Origin of the sequence: Robertmurraya korlensis NBRC 107688, assembly GCF_001591645.1 — a bacterium.
Taxonomy (GTDB): Bacteria; Bacillota; Bacilli; order Bacillales; family Cytobacillaceae; genus Robertmurraya_A.
In genome coordinates, this window is the sequence record NZ_BCVH01000001.1 from 399,841 (window position 1) to 417,821 (window position 17,981).

16 protein-coding genes and 1 riboswitch are annotated in these 17,981 nt (G+C 37.5%); of the genes, 14 read left to right on the top strand and 2 right to left on the bottom strand.

Annotated features, from left to right (window positions below; all coding sequences use genetic code 11):
* Positions 1-32 precede the first annotated feature (32 nt).
* Positions 33-1,280 carry an EAL and HDOD domain-containing protein gene (locus tag BKO01S_RS02000; protein WP_066047934.1) on the top strand — a complete coding sequence of 416 codons (1,248 nt, stop codon included), beginning with the start codon at positions 33-35 and terminating at the stop codon, positions 1,278-1,280.
* A gap of 88 nt (positions 1,281-1,368) precedes the next feature.
* Positions 1,369-2,343, top strand: coding sequence for a diaminopimelate epimerase (dapF, locus tag BKO01S_RS02005; protein ID WP_066047936.1), 975 nt, complete (start codon positions 1,369-1,371; stop codon positions 2,341-2,343).
* Between the two features lie 15 nt (positions 2,344-2,358).
* On the opposite strand, the gene BKO01S_RS02010 is transcribed toward dapF, so the two are convergent.
* Positions 2,359-4,188, bottom strand: a complete 1,830-nt coding sequence (locus BKO01S_RS02010; protein ID WP_066047938.1) for a DNA ligase D — start codon at positions 4,186-4,188, stop codon at positions 2,359-2,361.
* A gap of 132 nt (positions 4,189-4,320) precedes the next feature.
* Between BKO01S_RS02010 and ku the strand changes: the two genes are divergently transcribed.
* From ku to BKO01S_RS02060, 10 genes are all read left to right on the top strand, one after another.
* On the top strand, positions 4,321-5,157 hold the full coding sequence (gene ku / locus BKO01S_RS02015) for a non-homologous end joining protein Ku (RefSeq protein WP_066047940.1): 837 nt from the start codon (positions 4,321-4,323) through the stop codon (positions 5,155-5,157).
* 108 nt (positions 5,158-5,265) lie between these two features.
* Positions 5,266-5,808: a glycerol-3-phosphate responsive antiterminator gene (locus BKO01S_RS02020; protein ID WP_066047942.1), complete on the top strand. Its 543-nt coding sequence runs from the start codon at positions 5,266-5,268 to the stop codon at positions 5,806-5,808.
* 213 nt (positions 5,809-6,021) lie between these two features.
* A complete protein-coding gene (locus BKO01S_RS02025; RefSeq protein WP_066047944.1) occupies positions 6,022-6,843 on the top strand; it encodes an MIP/aquaporin family protein in 822 nt (273 codons plus the stop codon).
* Positions 6,844-6,879: 36 nt separating this feature from the next.
* Positions 6,880-8,370 carry a glycerol kinase GlpK gene (glpK, locus tag BKO01S_RS02030; RefSeq protein ID WP_066047946.1) on the top strand — a complete coding sequence of 497 codons (1,491 nt, stop codon included), beginning with the start codon at positions 6,880-6,882 and terminating at the stop codon, positions 8,368-8,370.
* Between the two features lie 161 nt (positions 8,371-8,531).
* Positions 8,532-10,211 (top strand): glycerol-3-phosphate dehydrogenase/oxidase, encoded by a 1,680-nt coding sequence (locus BKO01S_RS02035; RefSeq protein ID WP_066047948.1) that lies wholly within the window; start codon positions 8,532-8,534, stop codon positions 10,209-10,211.
* 531 nt (positions 10,212-10,742) lie between these two features.
* Positions 10,743-10,826, top strand: a riboswitch (ZMP/ZTP riboswitch).
* 73 nt (positions 10,827-10,899) lie between these two features.
* Complete coding sequence (locus BKO01S_RS02040; protein ID WP_439951027.1) at positions 10,900-11,736, top strand: bifunctional 5,10-methylenetetrahydrofolate dehydrogenase/5,10-methenyltetrahydrofolate cyclohydrolase; 837 nt, start codon at positions 10,900-10,902, stop codon at positions 11,734-11,736.
* Between the two features lie 202 nt (positions 11,737-11,938).
* On the top strand, positions 11,939-12,139 hold the full coding sequence (locus tag BKO01S_RS02045) for a cold-shock protein (protein WP_066047952.1): 201 nt from the start codon (positions 11,939-11,941) through the stop codon (positions 12,137-12,139).
* Positions 12,140-12,334: 195 nt separating this feature from the next.
* Complete coding sequence (gene cshA / locus BKO01S_RS02050) at positions 12,335-13,783, top strand: degradosome RNA helicase CshA (protein WP_269748489.1); 1,449 nt, start codon at positions 12,335-12,337, stop codon at positions 13,781-13,783.
* Between the two features lie 103 nt (positions 13,784-13,886).
* Entirely contained in the window at positions 13,887-14,087 is a 201-nt protein-coding gene (locus BKO01S_RS02055; protein ID WP_066047955.1) for a cold-shock protein, read from the top strand.
* An 85-nt stretch (positions 14,088-14,172) separates the two neighbouring features.
* A complete protein-coding gene (locus tag BKO01S_RS02060) occupies positions 14,173-14,580 on the top strand; it encodes a cytosolic protein (protein WP_066047957.1) in 408 nt (135 codons plus the stop codon).
* Between the two features lie 18 nt (positions 14,581-14,598).
* Here BKO01S_RS02060 and BKO01S_RS02065 read toward each other — a convergent pair whose 3' ends face one another.
* Positions 14,599-14,895: a DUF6509 family protein gene (locus BKO01S_RS02065; protein WP_066047959.1), complete on the bottom strand. Its 297-nt coding sequence runs from the start codon at positions 14,893-14,895 to the stop codon at positions 14,599-14,601.
* 156 nt (positions 14,896-15,051) lie between these two features.
* Here BKO01S_RS02065 and BKO01S_RS02070 point away from each other — a divergent pair, with 156 nt between their 5' ends.
* Positions 15,052-16,281: a two-component system sensor histidine kinase NtrB gene (locus BKO01S_RS02070; protein ID WP_066047960.1), complete on the top strand. Its 1,230-nt coding sequence runs from the start codon at positions 15,052-15,054 to the stop codon at positions 16,279-16,281.
* An 80-nt stretch (positions 16,282-16,361) separates the two neighbouring features.
* Positions 16,362-17,750: an amino acid permease gene (locus tag BKO01S_RS02075; RefSeq protein WP_232311140.1), complete on the top strand. Its 1,389-nt coding sequence runs from the start codon at positions 16,362-16,364 to the stop codon at positions 17,748-17,750.
* Positions 17,751-17,981 lie beyond the last annotated feature (231 nt).

A 17,981-nucleotide genomic window follows, 5' to 3' on the forward strand; every position in this document is an offset into this window, starting at 1 on the left:
GCCAAAGAAGAGCCATGGTCGGAGGGAGTAAGATGGAAGTTTTTGTTGCAAGGCAACCGATATTTAATCAGCAAGAAGGGATTTTTGCTTACGAGTTGCTTTATCGAAATACGAATATAAATGAATTTCCTAATATAGATGGGGACCGTGCTACAACTGAGTTGATTATTAATAGCTTTCTAAATATAGGGATAGATGCCCTTTCTGAAGGAAGGCCTTGTTTTATTAATTTTACTGAGAAGCTTTTAGATATGAGGTTGCCTTCTTATGTTTGTTCGAAAAAAGTAGTTGTAGAGCTAGTAGAAACTACACGTCCTAGTAGAAACTTATTAGAAATCATCAAAGAAATGAAGAAAAATCATTATAGAATTGCAATAAATTCTCATATGATGGAGGAACTGAATCCTTTTGTAGAGGAGATATTAGGACAAGTTGATTATATGAAGGTGGATTTCCAAAAAACAGATGAGAACCTTCGGGACATAATAAATAAAAGGGCGCTAGCTTCTAATACCACTTTGATTGCAGAAAAGATAGAAACGAATGAAGAATATCTGGAAGCAAAATCAAATGGGTATAGTCTGTTTCAGGGATATTACTTTTCAAAGCCTGCCATTTTCTCAACATTTGAGATCCCAGCTTGTTTTACCTCTTATATTGAAATGAGTTCATTTATTTCAAAGGAAAAAACCACTGTTAATGATATTATCGAATTTCTTGAAAGAGATCCATCTTTATCATACAAAATTCTAAAATTAATTAATTCTCCTGCGTATAAAGTAAAAGAAAAAATTTATCATATTCGTCAAGCGGTCGAACAGTTTGGGCCGTTTGAAATAGAGAATTGGATATATGTATTAGCTGCTAGAGAAGAATTAACTCAAACCTCCCATCTCTCCTTAGATGTGGCAAAACTGTGCTTAACAAGAGGAAGGTTGTGTGAGGGAATTGGGAGATTACGAAATGGTCAATCCGAAAAAATAGCGGGATACTTTATGTCGGGTATTCTTTCTTTTATGAATTCGGTAAAAACGATCCCATTAGACAAAATGATTGATTCCCTTCCGCTAAACGAGGAAATGGTAAAAGCATTAATGGGGGAGCAGAACGAGTATAAAGATGTATTGGATCTTGCTGTTGCCGTTGAAAAAGCACAGTGGAAAATGATTGGTGATTTATGCAAAAAGCTTAAGATTATGGAAACAGATTTATTCAAACTATATGCAGAAGCAATCAACTGGTCAAACCGAGTGTTTCTTGAAGATATTTGTTACCTATAAGATATAAACATACTGCTCTACACCATTACTTTATTGTACAATAGAGGAAATGTAAAATATCAATATGTTTTTTTACGGGGGTTTGAATGTGGTTATAGAATTATTAAAATGTCATGGGTCAAATAATGACTTCCTCATTATTGATGAAATGGAAAATCCTTTATTTACTGAAGAGCAGCGATCCGAGCTAGCGTTGCTTCTTTGTAACAGAGAAAAGGGTATTGGGGCAGATGGAATATTATTTGTTTTAAACAGTGATCATTCAGATGCTAAAATGAGGGTGTTTAATGCTGATGGCTCAGAGGCGTCTATGTGTGGAAACGGATTACGCTGTGTGGCCCGTTATGTGTGCGAAAAACTTTCCATCCAGAGTGCGATTATCGAAACGATGAAAGCAAATCTTGAAGTGAAAGAGCGAGAAAGTATTCTCGATGAAATTCCAACATATCAGGTCGAAATCTCTCCTGTTTCGTTTGAGCTTAAAGATCTTCCATTACATCTTGATCAAAAAACATTAATCAATGAAAAAATACAGGGTCTTTCAGAAATCTCGTATACAGCTGTAGCTGTACCTAACCCTCATCTGATTGGAATTGTAACGAAAGAACAAATTCAATCAAATATACAAAAAGATATAAGTGAGAAGGTAAACAACCCCAATGAGTTATTTCCAGATGGAGTTAACGTGAGCTTCGTAAAGCCTCTTTCGGAAGGAAGTATCTTTGTTCGTACCTTTGAAAGAGGAGTGGGCTTTACCAATGCATGCGGAACGGCAATGTCTGCTTCCACGCTTGTCACTTGTTTGCTTGGTATAAATGAGTTTGAGCAACCGGTAGAGGTGTACAACCCAGGCGGGAAGGTACGCTGTGTGGCACATAAAGTAGATGAATCTTACAAAATTGACTTGATCGGGAATGCGACCTTTACACACCGACTTCAAGTAGAAATTCAGTTGGAGCAACAAATATTTTCTTATGTGAAGAAAGAAGAAATAACAAAAGAAATCAGTCAGTATAAGAGCTTGGAAGAACATTCTAAACAGGTGTTAAACGAATGGTTGTAGGCCGGGAAATCCCGGCTATTTTTTTTGTTTTAAAAATTCGAGAATTGGTGAAAAATTTTGTTTTTTCTTCGTCTCGAAATATGATTGAAATGGATCACCTTTTTCATTTATACGTTTCATCATGTTTAGAATAGTAAAATCCTCCATACGAAGATCGTCATTTACCTCATCCCAAAATAGCGGTGTAGCTAGAGCTGCCGTTTCATTTCCCCGAGCAGAATAAGGAGCCACTATGGTTTTCCCTGCTGCATGCTGAATATAGTCAACATATAATTTATTCTGCCGGTTTCTCTTTAAGCGCTCGATTGTAAAGGATTCCGGTGCTTTTGAAATTAGATATTCTGCTATAAATTCTGTAAAAAGCCTTGTATCATCATAAGAATATTCATTTTCGGGAAGTGGGATATAAATTTGTAGTCCTTTATTTCCTGATGTTTTTACAAACCCTATAAGATGAAGTTGATCAAGCACTTCCTTGATCATTTGAGCAGCTTTAATGGCTAGTTTAAACTCCTTTCGTGAAGGCGGGTCCAAGTCTAATACAATTTCACTTGGTCCTTTACTAGAAAGAGTTTGAAAGGGAATGTGGAACTCAAAGGCTAGCTGGTTTCCTAACCATAATAAGGTTTTTAAATTGTTACAAACAATATAATTAATCCCTTCATGTAATGATGTTTGAACAAAATCAGGTGCATAATCTGGGCAATTCTTTTGATAAAAGGCTTCACCAAACATTCCGTGTGGATAACGTAGTACAGTTAATAAGCGATTTTGTAAAAATGGCAATATATACGGTGAGATTTCCTGCAAATAACGAATAAAATCAATCTTCTTTACTGCAGGGGTTTCCCATAACGGCTTATCTGGATGGGTAATATCAATATCCTGAGGTAAATTCTTTTGTTGGTGAACAAATTTATCAAACGTACAATCCTCAGGGGAAAGATCAAATCGAAACCGTTCAAAATGAGGTTCTCGCATTTGTTCATCATAAAGTTCTAAATACTTAATCTCCAAGCAGATGGCTGGTTGGACGTGAATGAACCGGTCGTCCTCGTTTGTTTTATTTTCTTTAATGATTTGAAAGAGTGCTTGTTTTTCCTCGGGCTTAATTCCAAATAAAAACTGTCCAATCGGATATATTTTGGAATCTTTGTAAACTCCGACATAGAAATACCCATTAGACTTTTCGTAGGCTGTTACAAAGCAGGAAACATATTTAAAGTTTTTAAACTTTAGCCAAAGAGTTGTTCTTTTGCCTTCTTCCCATATGTTTCTATCCTGCTTGGCAACAATTCCTTCCCCGTCATGTAATACGACTTGTTCCCAAAGGGATTGATAGTTCTTATATGCGGGAATAAGCTGTAGTAAATCAGTACTTATCGGGTCGGGTTTATTAGGTAAATTACAGGCTGCAAAAAGCTTTTGAAGTGCTAGTTTCCGTTCAGTATAATTTCTACCACTGAAAGATGTTCCGTTTAATGATAGTAAATCAAACACAAGGAGTCGGCATGGAGCGTGTAAAGCTTTTTCGAGAATTTTCTTTTCGCTTCTCATTCTCCCACGAACTTGAATGGTGCTAAATTGTGCTTTGAATTCATTTTCAAGATATACTAACTCCCCATCTAACGCTAAGGGGAGGAATTTTTTAAAAACCTCATAATTGTTTTCAAGGTAAAGTTTGATCTCTGGAAATATCTCTAGCAGGGAATTTCCATTCCTGCTGATTAGTTTTACCTCTTCATCCCATAGTAAAAGGGCACGGAAACCATCATATTTTACTTCGTAGTTCCAATTTTCCCCCTGCGGTACCTCAAAAGTTAGCGTAGGTAGCATTGGTTTCATATGGATCACGCTCCTTACTATTAGTTTTCCTACTTAATCATATCCTTACTCTTTTTCCAATTAGTTAGTAGGATAGCAAGGCTTAATAAAGCAATGATAATAAAAAATGACTAATAGGAATGGAGAATGCACATGCATACAATTTGGAAAGGGAGTATAAGTTTTGGTCTCGTAAATATCCCAATCAAGCTTCATTCAGCGACAGAGGATAAGGATATCAAGCTTCGGACATTACACAAGAAGTGTCACTCACCCATTAAATATGAAAAGACTTGCCCTATTTGTGATGAAGAAGTGAAACAGGAAGAAATTGTTCGAGCTTACGAGTACACAAAAGGTAAATTTGTCATTCTTGAAGACGAGGATTTTGAAAAGCTAAAAAAAGAAAACGAAGAAAAGGCAGTCGAGATCATTGATTTCGTAAAAATGGAGGAAATTGATCCAGTCTATTATGATCGAAGCTATTATATGTCTCCGAGTGATGGAGGAGGGAAGGCTTACTCCTTACTAAGAAAAGCGCTCTTAGAATCAGAAAAGGTCGGGATAGCTAAGATCATTATTCGTTCAAAAGAACAGATGGCTGTGATACGAGTATATGAAAATGCCTTAGTTATGGAGACGATTCATTTCCCTGACGAGGTTAGATCGGCTGCTGATGTCCCGAATGTTCCAGCAGAAGATAAAGTAACAGAAAAAGAACTGGATACCGCTATAATGTTGATTGATCAGTTAACTACAACATTTGACCCGGGGAAATACACGGATGATTATCGAACCGCTCTTATGGAGCTTATTGAATCAAAGCGTTCAGGAAAAGAAATTGTTGCACCAGTTGAAAAAGAACAAAAATCAAATGTTACAGATCTGATGGCTGCTCTACAAGCATCCATTGATAAAACAAAACCGAAAAAGGAAGCAGAAGCCCCAAAGAAAAAAAGAGCGACTGTAAAAGCAAAAAAGCAGGCATAAGGCTAAAAGTCAACCGTTTCATAGGTTGGCTTTTTTGATGGTCTAATTTAAAAAATTCTTGAGATATATGTATATACAAAATAAGATAATAGGTAAGGATGTGAGATAATGGATCAAAAAATATTGCCAGCATCATCAAATTTAAAGGATTTTGAGCTATTTTTAAAAAGTCCGTATCGAGTAGGGGTATTCCTTGAAACGCATATCGCTCAATTGAAAAATATTAATCAGTTGGCAAGAGCACATGGAAAAGACATACTCTTTCATGTAGATATGATACACGGTTTAAAAAATGATGATTATGGGACAGAGTATATTTGCCAAGAAATCAAGCCGTATGGAATTATCTCTACAAAATCGAGTGTCATTTTAAAAGCAAAGCAAAAAGGGGTAATTGCTGTTCAAAGAATCTTTTTAATAGATTCACATGCACTAGAAAAGAGCTATAAGCTTGTTAATAAAACAAAACCAGATTATATTGAAGTATTGCCAGGGGCTATGCCATGGATGATTAAAGAAGTAAAAAATAGACTTGACACCCCAATTTTTGCAGGAGGGCTTATTCGTACGATTGATGAAGTGAATAATGCATTAGAGGCAGGAGCAACCTCTATTACTACTTCTAAAAAAGAATTATGGGACTTGTTTTAAATTATTAATCCCATAGTTTATAAAATTTAGCAATTTTTCCATATAATTATTGACAGCGTTTTCAAAGGTTTATATACTGTAAATACAAGTTAATCATTTGTGACGGAGAATAGGAGACTCACGCAGATTACCTAAAAGGTGTATTCTGTCGTGGGTCTTTTTTCGATTTTTACAAAGGGCTGGCTTGATATTGGGTAAGAAAGGGGTATGTGTATGTCACCATTTTTAGGTGAAGTGATTGGTACAATGATTTTGATTGTGTTTGGAGCGGGGATCGGAGCGGGCTCTTCTCTAAAGGGGAGTTACTCCAATAATGCTGGTTGGATTGTAATTACTCTAGCGTGGGGGCTAGCGGTAACAATGGCTGTATTTGCAGTAGGCTCTATAAGTGGAGCGCATCTCAATCCTGCAGTTACGGTTGCGCTTGCGGTTAACGGTAGTTTTCCATGGGCAGATGTACCAAGTTACATAATTGCTCAATTGCTTGGTGCTATTATAGGAGCTACTTTCGTGTTTTTTCATTATCTCCCTCATTGGAAGGGTACAGAAGATGCTGGAACAAAGCTTGGTGTATTTGCAACTAGTCCAGCTATTCCACATACATTTTCAAACGTATTCAGTGAGATGTTTGGGACTTTTATTTTAGTTTTAGGGTTATTATTTATTGGAGCAAATAATTTTACGGAAGGACTAAATCCGATTGCAGTAGGGCTTTTAATTGTGGTGATTGGGATGTCACTTGGAGGAACCACTGGATATGCAATTAATCCCGCCCGTGATCTAGGTCCAAGAATTGCCCATTTTCTACTTCCAATCCCAGGAAAAGGTGGTTCGAATTGGGCCTATTCCTGGATTCCAGTTGTTGGCCCAATTCTTGGTGGTGCTTTAGGAGCAGTTTTCTACAATATCGTCTTTCTAGGAAAAGCGGGATCCTACACTTGGCCGGTAGTAGGCGCTTCCGTCATTGTTCTTGTATTATCATATGTTTTTGGTAAAAAACAATCAAGTAATACGACTGCTTCACAAGCAGCTTAAATTTTAAATTTTATCTATTATTAGGGGGAACTTTTAATGGAAAAGTACATCTTATCATTGGATCAAGGCACAACAAGCTCGAGAGCGATTCTGTTTAATAAAGAGGGAGGAATTGTTCACGTAGCTCAAAAGGAGTTTACTCAAATATTTCCGAAGCCAGGTTGGGTTGAGCATAATGCGAACGAAATTTGGGGGTCTATTTTAGCTGTTATTGCTAGCGTCATGTCAGAATCGAATGTAAAACCAGAACAAATTGCTGGGGTAGGGATTACAAACCAACGGGAGACGGCTGTTGTTTGGGATAAGGAAACAGGCCTTCCTATTTACCATGCGATTGTTTGGCAATCCCGACAAACAAGTGGAATTTGTGATGAATTAAGAGCTAAGGGGTATAATGATTTATTCCGTGACAAAACAGGGTTACTCATCGATGCTTATTTCTCGGGAACAAAGGTTAAATGGATACTAGATCATGTTGAAGGTGCACGTGAAAAGGCAAACGAAGGGAAGCTTCTTTTTGGAACAATTGATACGTGGCTCGTATGGAAGTTATCAGGTGGGAAAGCTCATGTAACCGATTATTCAAATGCGTCTCGTACGTTAATGTACAATATTTATGAATTACAATGGGATGAGGAGCTTCTTGATATTTTAACGGTTCCAAAATCAATGCTTCCTGAAGTCCGACCTTCCTCGGAAGTTTATGCTCATACGGTAGATTATCACTTCTTTGGCCGAGAAGTTCCGATAGCTGGAATTGCTGGAGACCAGCAGGCTGCATTATTCGGCCAAGCGTGCTTTGGAGAAGGAATGGCTAAAAATACGTATGGAACAGGCTGCTTTATGCTAATGAATACTGGTGAGAAAGCAGTTAAATCTGAGAATGGTCTCCTTACTACATTAGCCTGGGGGGTTGATGGAAAAGTTGAGTATGCACTTGAAGGGAGTATTTTTGTTGCAGGTTCTGCCATTCAATGGCTTCGTGATGGGCTTAGAATGTTAAAGAATGCAGGAGATAGTGAAAGCTACGCTTCGAGAGTAGAATCAACAGAAGGAGTGTACGTTGTTCCAGCCTTTGTTGGATTAGGTACGCCGTATTGGGATAGCGATGTTCGTGGTGCGGTGTTTGGGTTAACAAGAGGTACTTCAAAAGAGCATTTTGTCCGTGCCACTTTAGAATCGTTAGCATATCAAACAAAGGATGTTCTTTCAGCTATGGAAGCAGACTCGGGTATTGAACTTAAGGCGTTACGAGTAGACGGAGGTGCTGTTAAGAATGACTTCCTAATGGGCTTCCAATCTGACCTCTTGAACGTACCGGTGGAAAGACCAAAAGTAAACGAAACAACTGCACTTGGAGCCGCTTATCTAGCTGGATTAGCCGTTGGCTATTGGAATAGCAGAGAGGATATAGCTAAGCAATGGGCAGTTGATCGTGCCTTTGAGCCGAAAATGGATTCTGATAAGAGAGAAGAGCTTTATTCTGGATGGAAAAAAGCTGTTCATGCAACAATGGCATTTAAATAAAGGTAAATAAAGGTTTTACCTATTGAATACAATTTGATATACTAATGGTAAGTTAATAACAGGTTGGAGAATCGGAGAGACCACAAAATCATTATCTTTTATGGATAGTGCATTTTGTGGTCTTTTTTTATTACTCTACTGACTAATAGGGGGAAAAAGGGATGAGCTTTTCAAGCAAGCAACGAAAATATATAGTAAGTGAACTTTCTACCAAACATTATGACGTATTAATTATAGGCGGGGGAATAACGGGAGCTGGCATCGCGTTAGATGCCTCCCTTCGCGGAATGAAAACGGCTGTCGTTGATATGCAGGACTTTTCTGCTGGTACTTCTAGTCGATCAACAAAACTTGTTCATGGTGGTTTGCGTTATCTAAAACAATTTCAAATAAAAATGGTCGCGGAGGTTGGAAAGGAAAGAGCGATTGTTTATGAGAATGGTCCACATGTAACTACCCCAGAGTGGATGCTACTTCCCTTTCACCAAGGAGGCACATTTGGAAAATTAAGTACCTCATTAGGATTACGTGTCTATGATTTTTTAGCTGGAGTTAAAAAATCGGAGAAAAGAGTGATGTTTTCTGCGGATGAAACCCTCACAAAGGAACCACTCGTGAAGCAGGAGGGATTAAAGGGTGGTGGTTATTATGTGGAATATCGCACGGATGATGCAAGGCTCACAATAGAGGTGATGAAGGCAGCGGTAGATAAGGGGGCATGCGCGATAAATTATACAAAGGTAGAAAAACTTATTTATGAGCATGGCAGCATCGTCGGAGCAAGGGTAAGTGATTTAATAAACGGAGATTCATATGAAATTCGTGCAAAGAAAGTAATTAATGCCTCTGGGCCTTGGGTAGATAGTATTCGAGAGCTAGATCGGTCAAAATCTGGGAAGGTGTTAAAGCTGTCAAAGGGTGTGCATATCGTTATTGACCAAAAAAGGTTTCCTCTCAAGCAAGCTATTTACTTTGATACACCTGACGGTAGAATGGTATTTGCCATTCCTAGAGAGGGGAAAACTTATGTTGGTACGACAGATACTTTTTATAACGAATCAATTGTTCACCCTAGAATGACAAAGAGTGATCGAGATTATATTATCGCTAGCATCAACTATATGTTCCCTACGGTTCGTATTTCTATTGATGATATTGAGTCGAACTGGGCTGGAGTTAGGCCGTTAATTTGGGAGGAAGGAAAAAACCCTTCTGAAATTTCAAGAAAAGACGAAATCTGGGAATCGAAATCAGGATTAATTACGATTGCAGGTGGAAAGCTAACAGGTTATAGAAAAATGGGTGAAACAGTGGTTGACTTATTAGTGAAAAAATTCAAGGAAGATTTAGGAGTGACGTTTTCAAGCTGTCGAACCAAGGGTTTTCCTATTTCTGGAGGCGATGTTGGGGGCAGTCTAGGATTCGAAAAGTACATTTCTAGTCAAGCCAAAAAGGGAGAGGAAGTAGGATTATCCACAAAAGATGCACAGAAATTAACCAAAATGTATGGATCCAACGTGCCTGTCCTGTTTATGATTATTAAAAATAATATAGAACAAGCACAAAAATATCACATGCCAGTAACCTTATTTGCCCAATTAAAATACGCAATCGATCATGAGATGGCATATTCACCTGTTGACTTCTTTAATCGTAGAACTGGGGCCCTTCTTTTTGACATTGATACTGTAAAGACATATAAAGAGAAAGTAATTGATTTCATGGCTGATGAACTTAATTGGAGTAAAGAGATCAAGCTGAAGTACCAGAAGGAACTCGAATTAGAGGTAATATATGCAACGGTTCCTGTTGATGATCAAAATAACGAAAAGCTAGCATAGCTCTCCTTATGGGGAGCTTTTTTGACAAAAGTAAAAATATGTTATACAATTAACTCTGTTGCACTTTTGAGGTGGATTGTTATTTAAACAGATAATAGTATTAAACTTCACCAAGAAAAGATGTTTGTAATATATTTGATACTCTTCAGAATGGTATTCCATGATACCATTAGAAAATTACATTAGACGGTTTCCCCAACAATCCTTCTTTTAATTAGTATTTTCTCTTTATATACTCATTCCAAAAAAATGTTTTAGTTAAGCTTAAAAGAGTGTCATACCCTGTGTAGACTCCAGGGCCTGATTCACACTGGCGCGGTCTAGGAGCCGTAAGGATGGAAGAGAGGTAGGGCTTTCATTGTTTTAGGAAGATTACTGCAGCCAATCATATCTCAAAAGAATTTTCAAAACGGACAACAGCTGTTGTCCGTTTTTTTATACATATTTTTAAAAACCCGAACGATATGATATTATTTGGTTGAAATATATGTGTTTTAAGAATATAATAAGCATGAATTAACAAAGCTTACTAAAAATCGCAGTAACTGACGACAAATGTGGAAGCAACCACAAGGGAGCTGCGTCGCTGTTAAGCCGGTCGTCTGGGCAGAGGGAGGGCAAAGGTCTTTCTCTTTTTCTAATATATGGAGGGGTTAACGTGACGAAACCTATTATTTTGGATGGTCAGATGGTGGCGAACAAGGTCAAAAATTCTCTTAAAGAAAGAGTGGAAAAGCTCAACGAAGCGGGAGTTACTCCTTGTTTGGCTACAATACTAGTTGGTGATGATCCTTCTTCAGCAACATACGTAAAAATGAAGGGGAATGCATGTGAGAAGTTGGGGATTGTATCGAAAAGAATCCATCTGCCAGCTACAACCACCACAGAAGAGCTATTAGCCACAATTTCAGAATTAAATGATGATACAAGTGTAAATGGAATTCTCTTACAGCACCCAGTGCCACACCATGTAGACGAGAGAAAAGCGTTTGATACAATAAGCATCCATAAGGATGTTGACGGTGTGACGAGTTTTGGATATGGACAAACTGCATTAGGATTTGGTGTTTTTCCTTCTTGTACACCAGCTGCGATTATTACGATTATCAAGGAATACGGAATTGAAGTACAAGGAAAGTATGTAGTAGTTGTAGGGAGAAGTCCAATCCTAGGTAAACCGGTTTCAGCACTTTTATTAAATGAAAATGCAACCGTTACTACATGTCATTCATATACAAACAACTTAGCAGACATCGTGAAGCAAGCTGACATTGTTGTTGCGGCTGTTGGGAAACCAAACTTTATTAAAGGTGAATGGGTGAAGGAAGGATCAGTCATTTTAGATGCTGGTTATAACCCAGGCAACATTGGCGATGTTGAATACGATACATGTTTTAAGAAAGCTGCTGCTATTACACCAGTTCCTGGTGGTGTTGGCCCTGTAACAATCGCAATGCTTTTAAAACACACGGTAGATTCGGCGGAGCGTGCTCTACAAGCAAAAGGAGAAAAAGTGGTAGTCTAAACCAATTAATCTTCTTGACTTATTAGATGTATTGGATTAATATAAGGTTAACGCTATAAAGTTCGGTATATATTTTTTGGTTAAGTGGTCGTAACTGCAGGATGTGGTCGATTTTCTTCCCTTCCTTCCTGGTTACGGCTTTTTACGTTTTTGATCTATATATTTTGTACTTATGGTGAACAATTTTTTGGAGGTTTTACACATGAACACAGGTAAAGTAAAATGGTTTAACGCAGAAAAAGGTTTCGGATTCATCGAATCTTCTGAAGGTCAAGATGTATTCGTACACTTCTCAGCAATCCAATCAGAAGGCTTCAAAACTTTAGAAGAAGGTCAAGAAGTTACTTTCGAAATCGTTGAAGGCAACCGTGGACCACAAGCTTCTAACGTTCAAAAAGCTTAATATATTGAGTCATTTAAGGTGATGCATTGATATAAGCATCACCTTTTTCTTTGGAATGAAACCATGATAATTAACTCCGTTTTATTCTCTCGCGATCATTCCTTCACTCAAAAAAATTTACAAAAATAACTTTAAAAATTAAATCTAAGTACAAAATAATGATATAGGTGTTTAAAATAAGGAGGAAAAATAACTTTGACAACATTTTCAGATTTTGGTCTAAGTAGTGAATTACAAAAAGCAGTATCAAATATGGGATTTGAAGAACCAACACCGATACAGGCACAGGCGATTCCAATCGCTCTTCAAGGTAGAGATATGATTGGTCAAGCGCAAACAGGAACTGGGAAAACAACCGCGTTTGGTGTTCCGTTATTGGAAAAGATGGATGTAACGGAAGGTATACAAGGTCTTGTATTAGCACCTACACGTGAATTAGCTGTACAGGTGGCTGAAGAATTAAACCGAATTGGTCAAGTAAAGGGTATTCGTACTCTACCGATTTATGGTGGTCAAGATATTAATCGTCAAATTCGTTCATTAAAAAACCGTCCGCAAATTATTGCAGCTACACCGGGACGCCTAATTGACCATTTAGATAGAAGAACAATCCGTCTAAACAATATTAAAATGGTCGTTTTAGACGAAGCCGATGAAATGTTAAACATGGGCTTTATTGAAGATATTGAAAGAATTCTAAGCGATATCCCTGAGGATCGTCAAACATTGCTTTTCTCTGCGACTATGCCAAAGAGAATTCAAACTCTTGCTGAAAAATTCATGAAAAATCCAGAGCTAGTAAAAGTAAAAGCTAAGGAAATGACTGTAACTAACATCGAACAATTTTATTTAGAAGTTCATGAAAAACAAAAGTTTGATGTTTTAACAAGCTTACTTGATATTGAATCGCCTGAACTAGCTATAGTATTCGGACGTACAAAAAAGCGTGTTGACGAGGTAGTTGAAGGGTTAATAAAAAGAGGATATTCGGCTGAAGGTATTCATGGTGATATTCCGCAGTCAAAGCGTGATCAAGTCATTCGCCGCTTTAAGGATGGTACAATAGAGATCATGGTTGCAACAGATGTAGCTGCTCGTGGACTTGATATTAGTGGTGTATCACATGTTTATAACTTTGATATTCCGCAGGATCCAGAAAGCTATGTTCACCGTATTGGTCGTACAGGTCGTGCAGGGAAGAAGGGTCTAGCCTATACATTTGTATCGCCACGTGAAATGGATCATTTAAAAATTATTGAGCAAGTGACAAAGAAAAAAATGGTGAAAAAGCCAGTTCCGTCTTACAAGGATGTGATAGCTGGTAACCAAGAAGCTACTATTAACAAAATTATGAAGGTAATTGAGAATAATGAGTTTTCGGATTATAAACGTGCCGCAGAGTCATTGTTAGAGGATATTGATTCTGTAACTGTTCTTGCTGCAACATTAAAGCTCTTAACAAAGGAACCGGATGCTACTCCGATCAAACTAACAGCAGTAGAACCGATTCGTTCACGTAAACCGAAATCTGGATTTAGAGACCGTCCACGCTCGAATGATCGTGGAAGAAGCAAGGATTTCCGTAGCAAAGATCGTAGAGATGATCGTGGTTCACGTAATCGTAAACCAGCAAAACAAAAATAATTTACATTTTTATGATTGAAATATAAAAAAATTAGGCAAGATATTAATGTGATACAAGGTATCATTAAAAAAAGAGCTTTTGAAATTTAGGAGGATTTTTTACATGGCAACTGGTAAAGTAAAATGGTTTAACTCAGAAAAAGGTTTTGGATTTATTGAGGTAGAAGGTGGAGAGGATGTATTCGTACATTACTCTGCAATTCAAAGCGAAGGCTTCAAGTCTCTTGATGAAGGTCAAGAAGTTAGCTTTGACATCGAGCAGGGACAGCGTGGACCACAAGCTGTTAATGTGAATAAAATCTAATGGATCCAATAGAGCTCTTTTTAGAGCTCTTTTTTGTGTGATCTGAAGCTAATGAAACTGTAAGCTATCTATAAGGAGGTTTATCATGAAATCATTTACTGTTCAATTTCATAAAGAAGACCAAGTGGATAAGATGACGGTTATTAAACTAAATGAAGAAGATTTTCAATTGGCAACTAAAGATGGAACTCGTCATTTATTTGAACTCGATACAAATATAGGTTTTTTTGTTTATTTTGATGCAGTTGATTCCAAAGGCAAAGAATCGTATCTGGTTCTTCACTATGAAGAAGAAAGTGAAGAGCCAAGTGGTTGCTATTCTTTTGAACTCAAGGACTTTTATCAATTTGCAGCCCTTCATTTAAATGATTTAGAGTACAATGAAGAGGAAGTTGAGAAGGAAGATCCTGAAGAAGAGTATGGGCCCATTCACCATTTAGCGCATTTAATGTATCACATTATTGAAGAAGGTAAAAAAGTAGAAGAGGAGTAAAGAGAGCACTTGCTCTTTTTACTCCTCTTCTGCTTCTATATAATGCTCTTTACAAAATGATTGTAGCGATTCAATCTCTTCATCTTCTAGGTCAAATTCTAGCACTTTTTCTGTGTCAGCCTCTAAAATGTGATAGTGTGAAATGCGCGGACCATTTTCGTCAACAATATACAGGACCTTTAATTTTAGTCCTTGTTCTCGGTACAAATCATCTTCTTCGTCCACAGTAAAATCAATCAAAAATTCGTATCGATTTCCTATAAGTATGTTGAAGGGGTCTTCGACTCTTTCAACGGTGTATTCTGTAAAGTTCATCTTTTACCTCCTGAATGTAACTGATTATATTATACCCTTATTTTCTTTAAAATCCATTGAAACACTCCTTGGATACGTTATTTGAATATACAGTTTTCTTCAATTAACACTAAGCGTATAATAATTATTAAGAACGCTACAAGCTAGGAGAGTTTCATGGAAAATAATCAAAAAATGAAAGAGATGGAAGAAGAGCTGTCCTTTTATAAAAGACTCGTATCTACATTGCCTTTTTCCTTTACTTACAGTGACCCTGAATTCGATAGGAAACTATGTAAGAATGACAATGGGCAAGTTTACGTAAAAAGGTCAACACCAAATAGGAGAGAGTTTAAAATCACCTCTGCCAATAGGATTCCTTTTGAAGAGATTGAAGTACTGTTAAATGAAATATTAGATGTTGTACCCCATCATATTGTGTTTATTAATTCTAAAGGGATAGTCACTCTCTGCAATGAGCAAGCTGCAATAGATTTACATGTTGATCGTGAAAGTGTAATTGGAAAACATTTGCGAGAACTTCTTCAAATTCCGGATAAACAAATTAAAATGCTTGAAACATTACAAACGGGCAAGCCAATTGTCAATCAAGAAATATTAGATAAAAATTATGGAATTATTAATACAAGACTTATAAAAAACTCAGAAGGAAAGATAGAACGTGTGGTAGGAGTATTTCGATTCTTAAACCATATTAAGGAAGCAGAAAAACAGACATTAGCTAGTAGAATAGCAGCGGGAATTGCGCATGAAATACGGAATCCTTTAACAACTGTGAGAGGATATTTACAATTGCTAGAGGGGAGAGTAGAGAAGGAGACTGCGGAGGTGTTTCTTTCCCTTCTTATTCCGGAAATTGATCGAGCAAATAAGATCATTACAGATTTCCTCCGTATTTCGAAGCCAGGTGTAGAAAGAAGAGAAGTATTGGAGGTAAAGGATTTCTTTATTGATTATCTCGGTCATTTTCTCAACAGTGACGCTCTGCTTAATAATGTGAATATTACGTTTAATATTAGTGACGATTCTGCAAACTGTTTCTTTATTGGGGATCGGGAAGAATTATTTCAGGTATTCTCTAATCTATATCAAAATTCCATGCAAGCTAAAAAAAGCAGCTTAATGGAAATTACTATATCAACGGAATTGATTGGTTCCAATATATTCATTCAATTCATAGATAATGGAATTGGAATTGCTCCTAATCTAATCCAACATGTGTTTGATCCTTTTTTCACTACAAAGGATGAGGGGACGGGCCTAGGACTATCTGTTTCAAAGAAAATCATTGAAAACTATCATGGCACTATGAATGTCAAAAGCAGTCCTCTAGGAACGCACTTTCTTATTTATTTACCTGTTCATAAGGGAGAAATACCCCTCTAACCCAATTGTAAAACATTTTACTTCTAGATACATAACTCTTTCCTTTTCATCGAACAATAGGTATGAAAGGGGAGAATTGTGTGGATAAAAAGACAAAAGGAAACGAAGAGGGACTTTCCTGGTATGCGCTATCCTTAATTGGAGTCGGATGTATTATCGGAACGGGCTTCTTTTTAGGATCAAGTATAGGGATTCAAATGGCAGGACCAGCTGTACTATTCGCCTTTCTAGTAGCAGGGACAGGGACATATATTGTTTATGACTCTCTAGGAAGGATGTCTGCTCAGGACCCCCAAAAAGGATCCTTTCGGGCGTATGCAAAGAAAGCATATGGTCCTTGGGCTGGCTTTACAAGTGGATGGGTATACTGGATGTCAGAAATGCTTATTACAGGAAGTCAACTTACAGCTCTTTCCATATTTACGAAGTTTTGGTTCCCCGATATCCCATTATGGGTATTATCCGCTTTTTATGCCGTTCTAGGTATTGTAGTGGTTTTATTAGGAAACAAAGGTTTTGAAAAAATAGAAAATCTTCTTGGTGTTATTAAGGTTTCAGCTATTTTAATGTTTATTATTATTGCTATTCTTGCGTTAACTGGTGTTATAGACGGTCAAAAGGGATTTGATCACTTTCCAAATACCAAAAATGAAGTTTTGCCAAATGGATTAAAAGGCTTATGGTCTGCCCTTATCTTCGGATTCTATGCATTTGGTGGAATAGAAATTATGGGAATTATGGCCACTCGCTTAAAGAACAAAGATGATGCTCCAAAAGCAGGGAAGATTATGCTCATCGTCTTAACGATTATTTATCTAATATCCATATTTCTAGCTGTTACCATGATCCCTTGGCAGGAACATTCAGATAAAAAAAGTCCATTTGTAAGTGCACTTCACGAGTATGCTCACTTAGGCTTTGTTCCTCATGTATTTAATGGGGCTCTGATTATTGCTGGTTTTTCGACTATGTCAGCATCCTTATTTGCCATAACAACCATGTTAGTAACGATGGCAGACGATCATGATGCTCCTAAAATATTAGCGAAGAAAGGGAAATTAAAAGTACCGCCAATCGCTTTAATGGTAACAATATCAGGTTTGGTTGCGTCCATTGTCACGGCTCTCTTAATGCCAGATTCCATTTATGAATATATTACAACGGCAGCAGGTTTAATGCTTTTATACAATTGGATTTTAGTCTTATTTTCTGCACCGCGTCTCATTACCTTTTCTCGCTGGGATCATACCAAACGGTTTATTGGGATGGGTTTAATCCTATTGGCCATTTCAGGTACATTATTACATTCTTCTTCCCGTCCCGGTTTATTTGTTAGTATAGTAATTGTGCTTATTATTGTGTGTGCTGATATCATCTCCCATTTTGTGAAAGCAAGTGCTAAGAAGAAAAAAATAAACACACATAATGGAAAGTTAAAAAGTCATCGACCGTATCGGAAACGACAATAGCCCCTTTTAGAAAGGGGCTTCAGATTGTCGACAAAAGTTAGTGAGAAGCCCTTCTCGCTACCTTTTGTCATTTTTTGTTTGGAAATGGTGCGAAAAAGGCTGATTTCCGCTTCGGGCGCTTGCTTTCCGGGGGGCGGGCGGTGAGCCTCCTCGTCGCTGACCGCTCCTGCGGGGTCTCACCTGTCCCGCTGAATCCCCCAGGAGTCAAGCACCCTCCGCTCCAATCAGCAG

Bases quoted from the DNA above. Each gene is read 5' to 3' on its own strand.
- BKO01S_RS02040 (WP_439951027.1), top strand. From the start codon at position 10,900: ATGGTGGCGAACAAGGTCAAAAATTCTCTTAAAGAAAGAGTGGAAAAG.
- glpK (WP_066047946.1), top strand. From the start codon at position 6,880: ATGGAAAAGTACATCTTATCATTGGATCAAGGCACAACAAGCTCGAGA.
- BKO01S_RS02045 (WP_066047952.1), top strand. From the start codon at position 11,939: ATGAACACAGGTAAAGTAAAATGGTTTAACGCAGAAAAAGGTTTCGGA.
- BKO01S_RS02025 (WP_066047944.1), top strand. From the start codon at position 6,022: ATGTCACCATTTTTAGGTGAAGTGATTGGTACAATGATTTTGATTGTG.
- BKO01S_RS02070 (WP_066047960.1), top strand. From the start codon at position 15,052: ATGGAAAATAATCAAAAAATGAAAGAGATGGAAGAAGAGCTGTCCTTT.
- BKO01S_RS02010 (WP_066047938.1), bottom strand. From the start codon at position 4,188: ATGAAACCAATGCTACCTACGCTAACTTTTGAGGTACCGCAGGGGGAA.
- BKO01S_RS02000 (WP_066047934.1), top strand. From the start codon at position 33: ATGGAAGTTTTTGTTGCAAGGCAACCGATATTTAATCAGCAAGAAGGG.
- BKO01S_RS02060 (WP_066047957.1), top strand. From the start codon at position 14,173: ATGAAATCATTTACTGTTCAATTTCATAAAGAAGACCAAGTGGATAAG.
- BKO01S_RS02055 (WP_066047955.1), top strand. From the start codon at position 13,887: ATGGCAACTGGTAAAGTAAAATGGTTTAACTCAGAAAAAGGTTTTGGA.
- BKO01S_RS02065 (WP_066047959.1), bottom strand. From the start codon at position 14,895: ATGAACTTTACAGAATACACCGTTGAAAGAGTCGAAGACCCCTTCAAC.
- ku (WP_066047940.1), top strand. From the start codon at position 4,321: ATGCATACAATTTGGAAAGGGAGTATAAGTTTTGGTCTCGTAAATATC.
- BKO01S_RS02020 (WP_066047942.1), top strand. From the start codon at position 5,266: ATGGATCAAAAAATATTGCCAGCATCATCAAATTTAAAGGATTTTGAG.
- BKO01S_RS02035 (WP_066047948.1), top strand. From the start codon at position 8,532: ATGAGCTTTTCAAGCAAGCAACGAAAATATATAGTAAGTGAACTTTCT.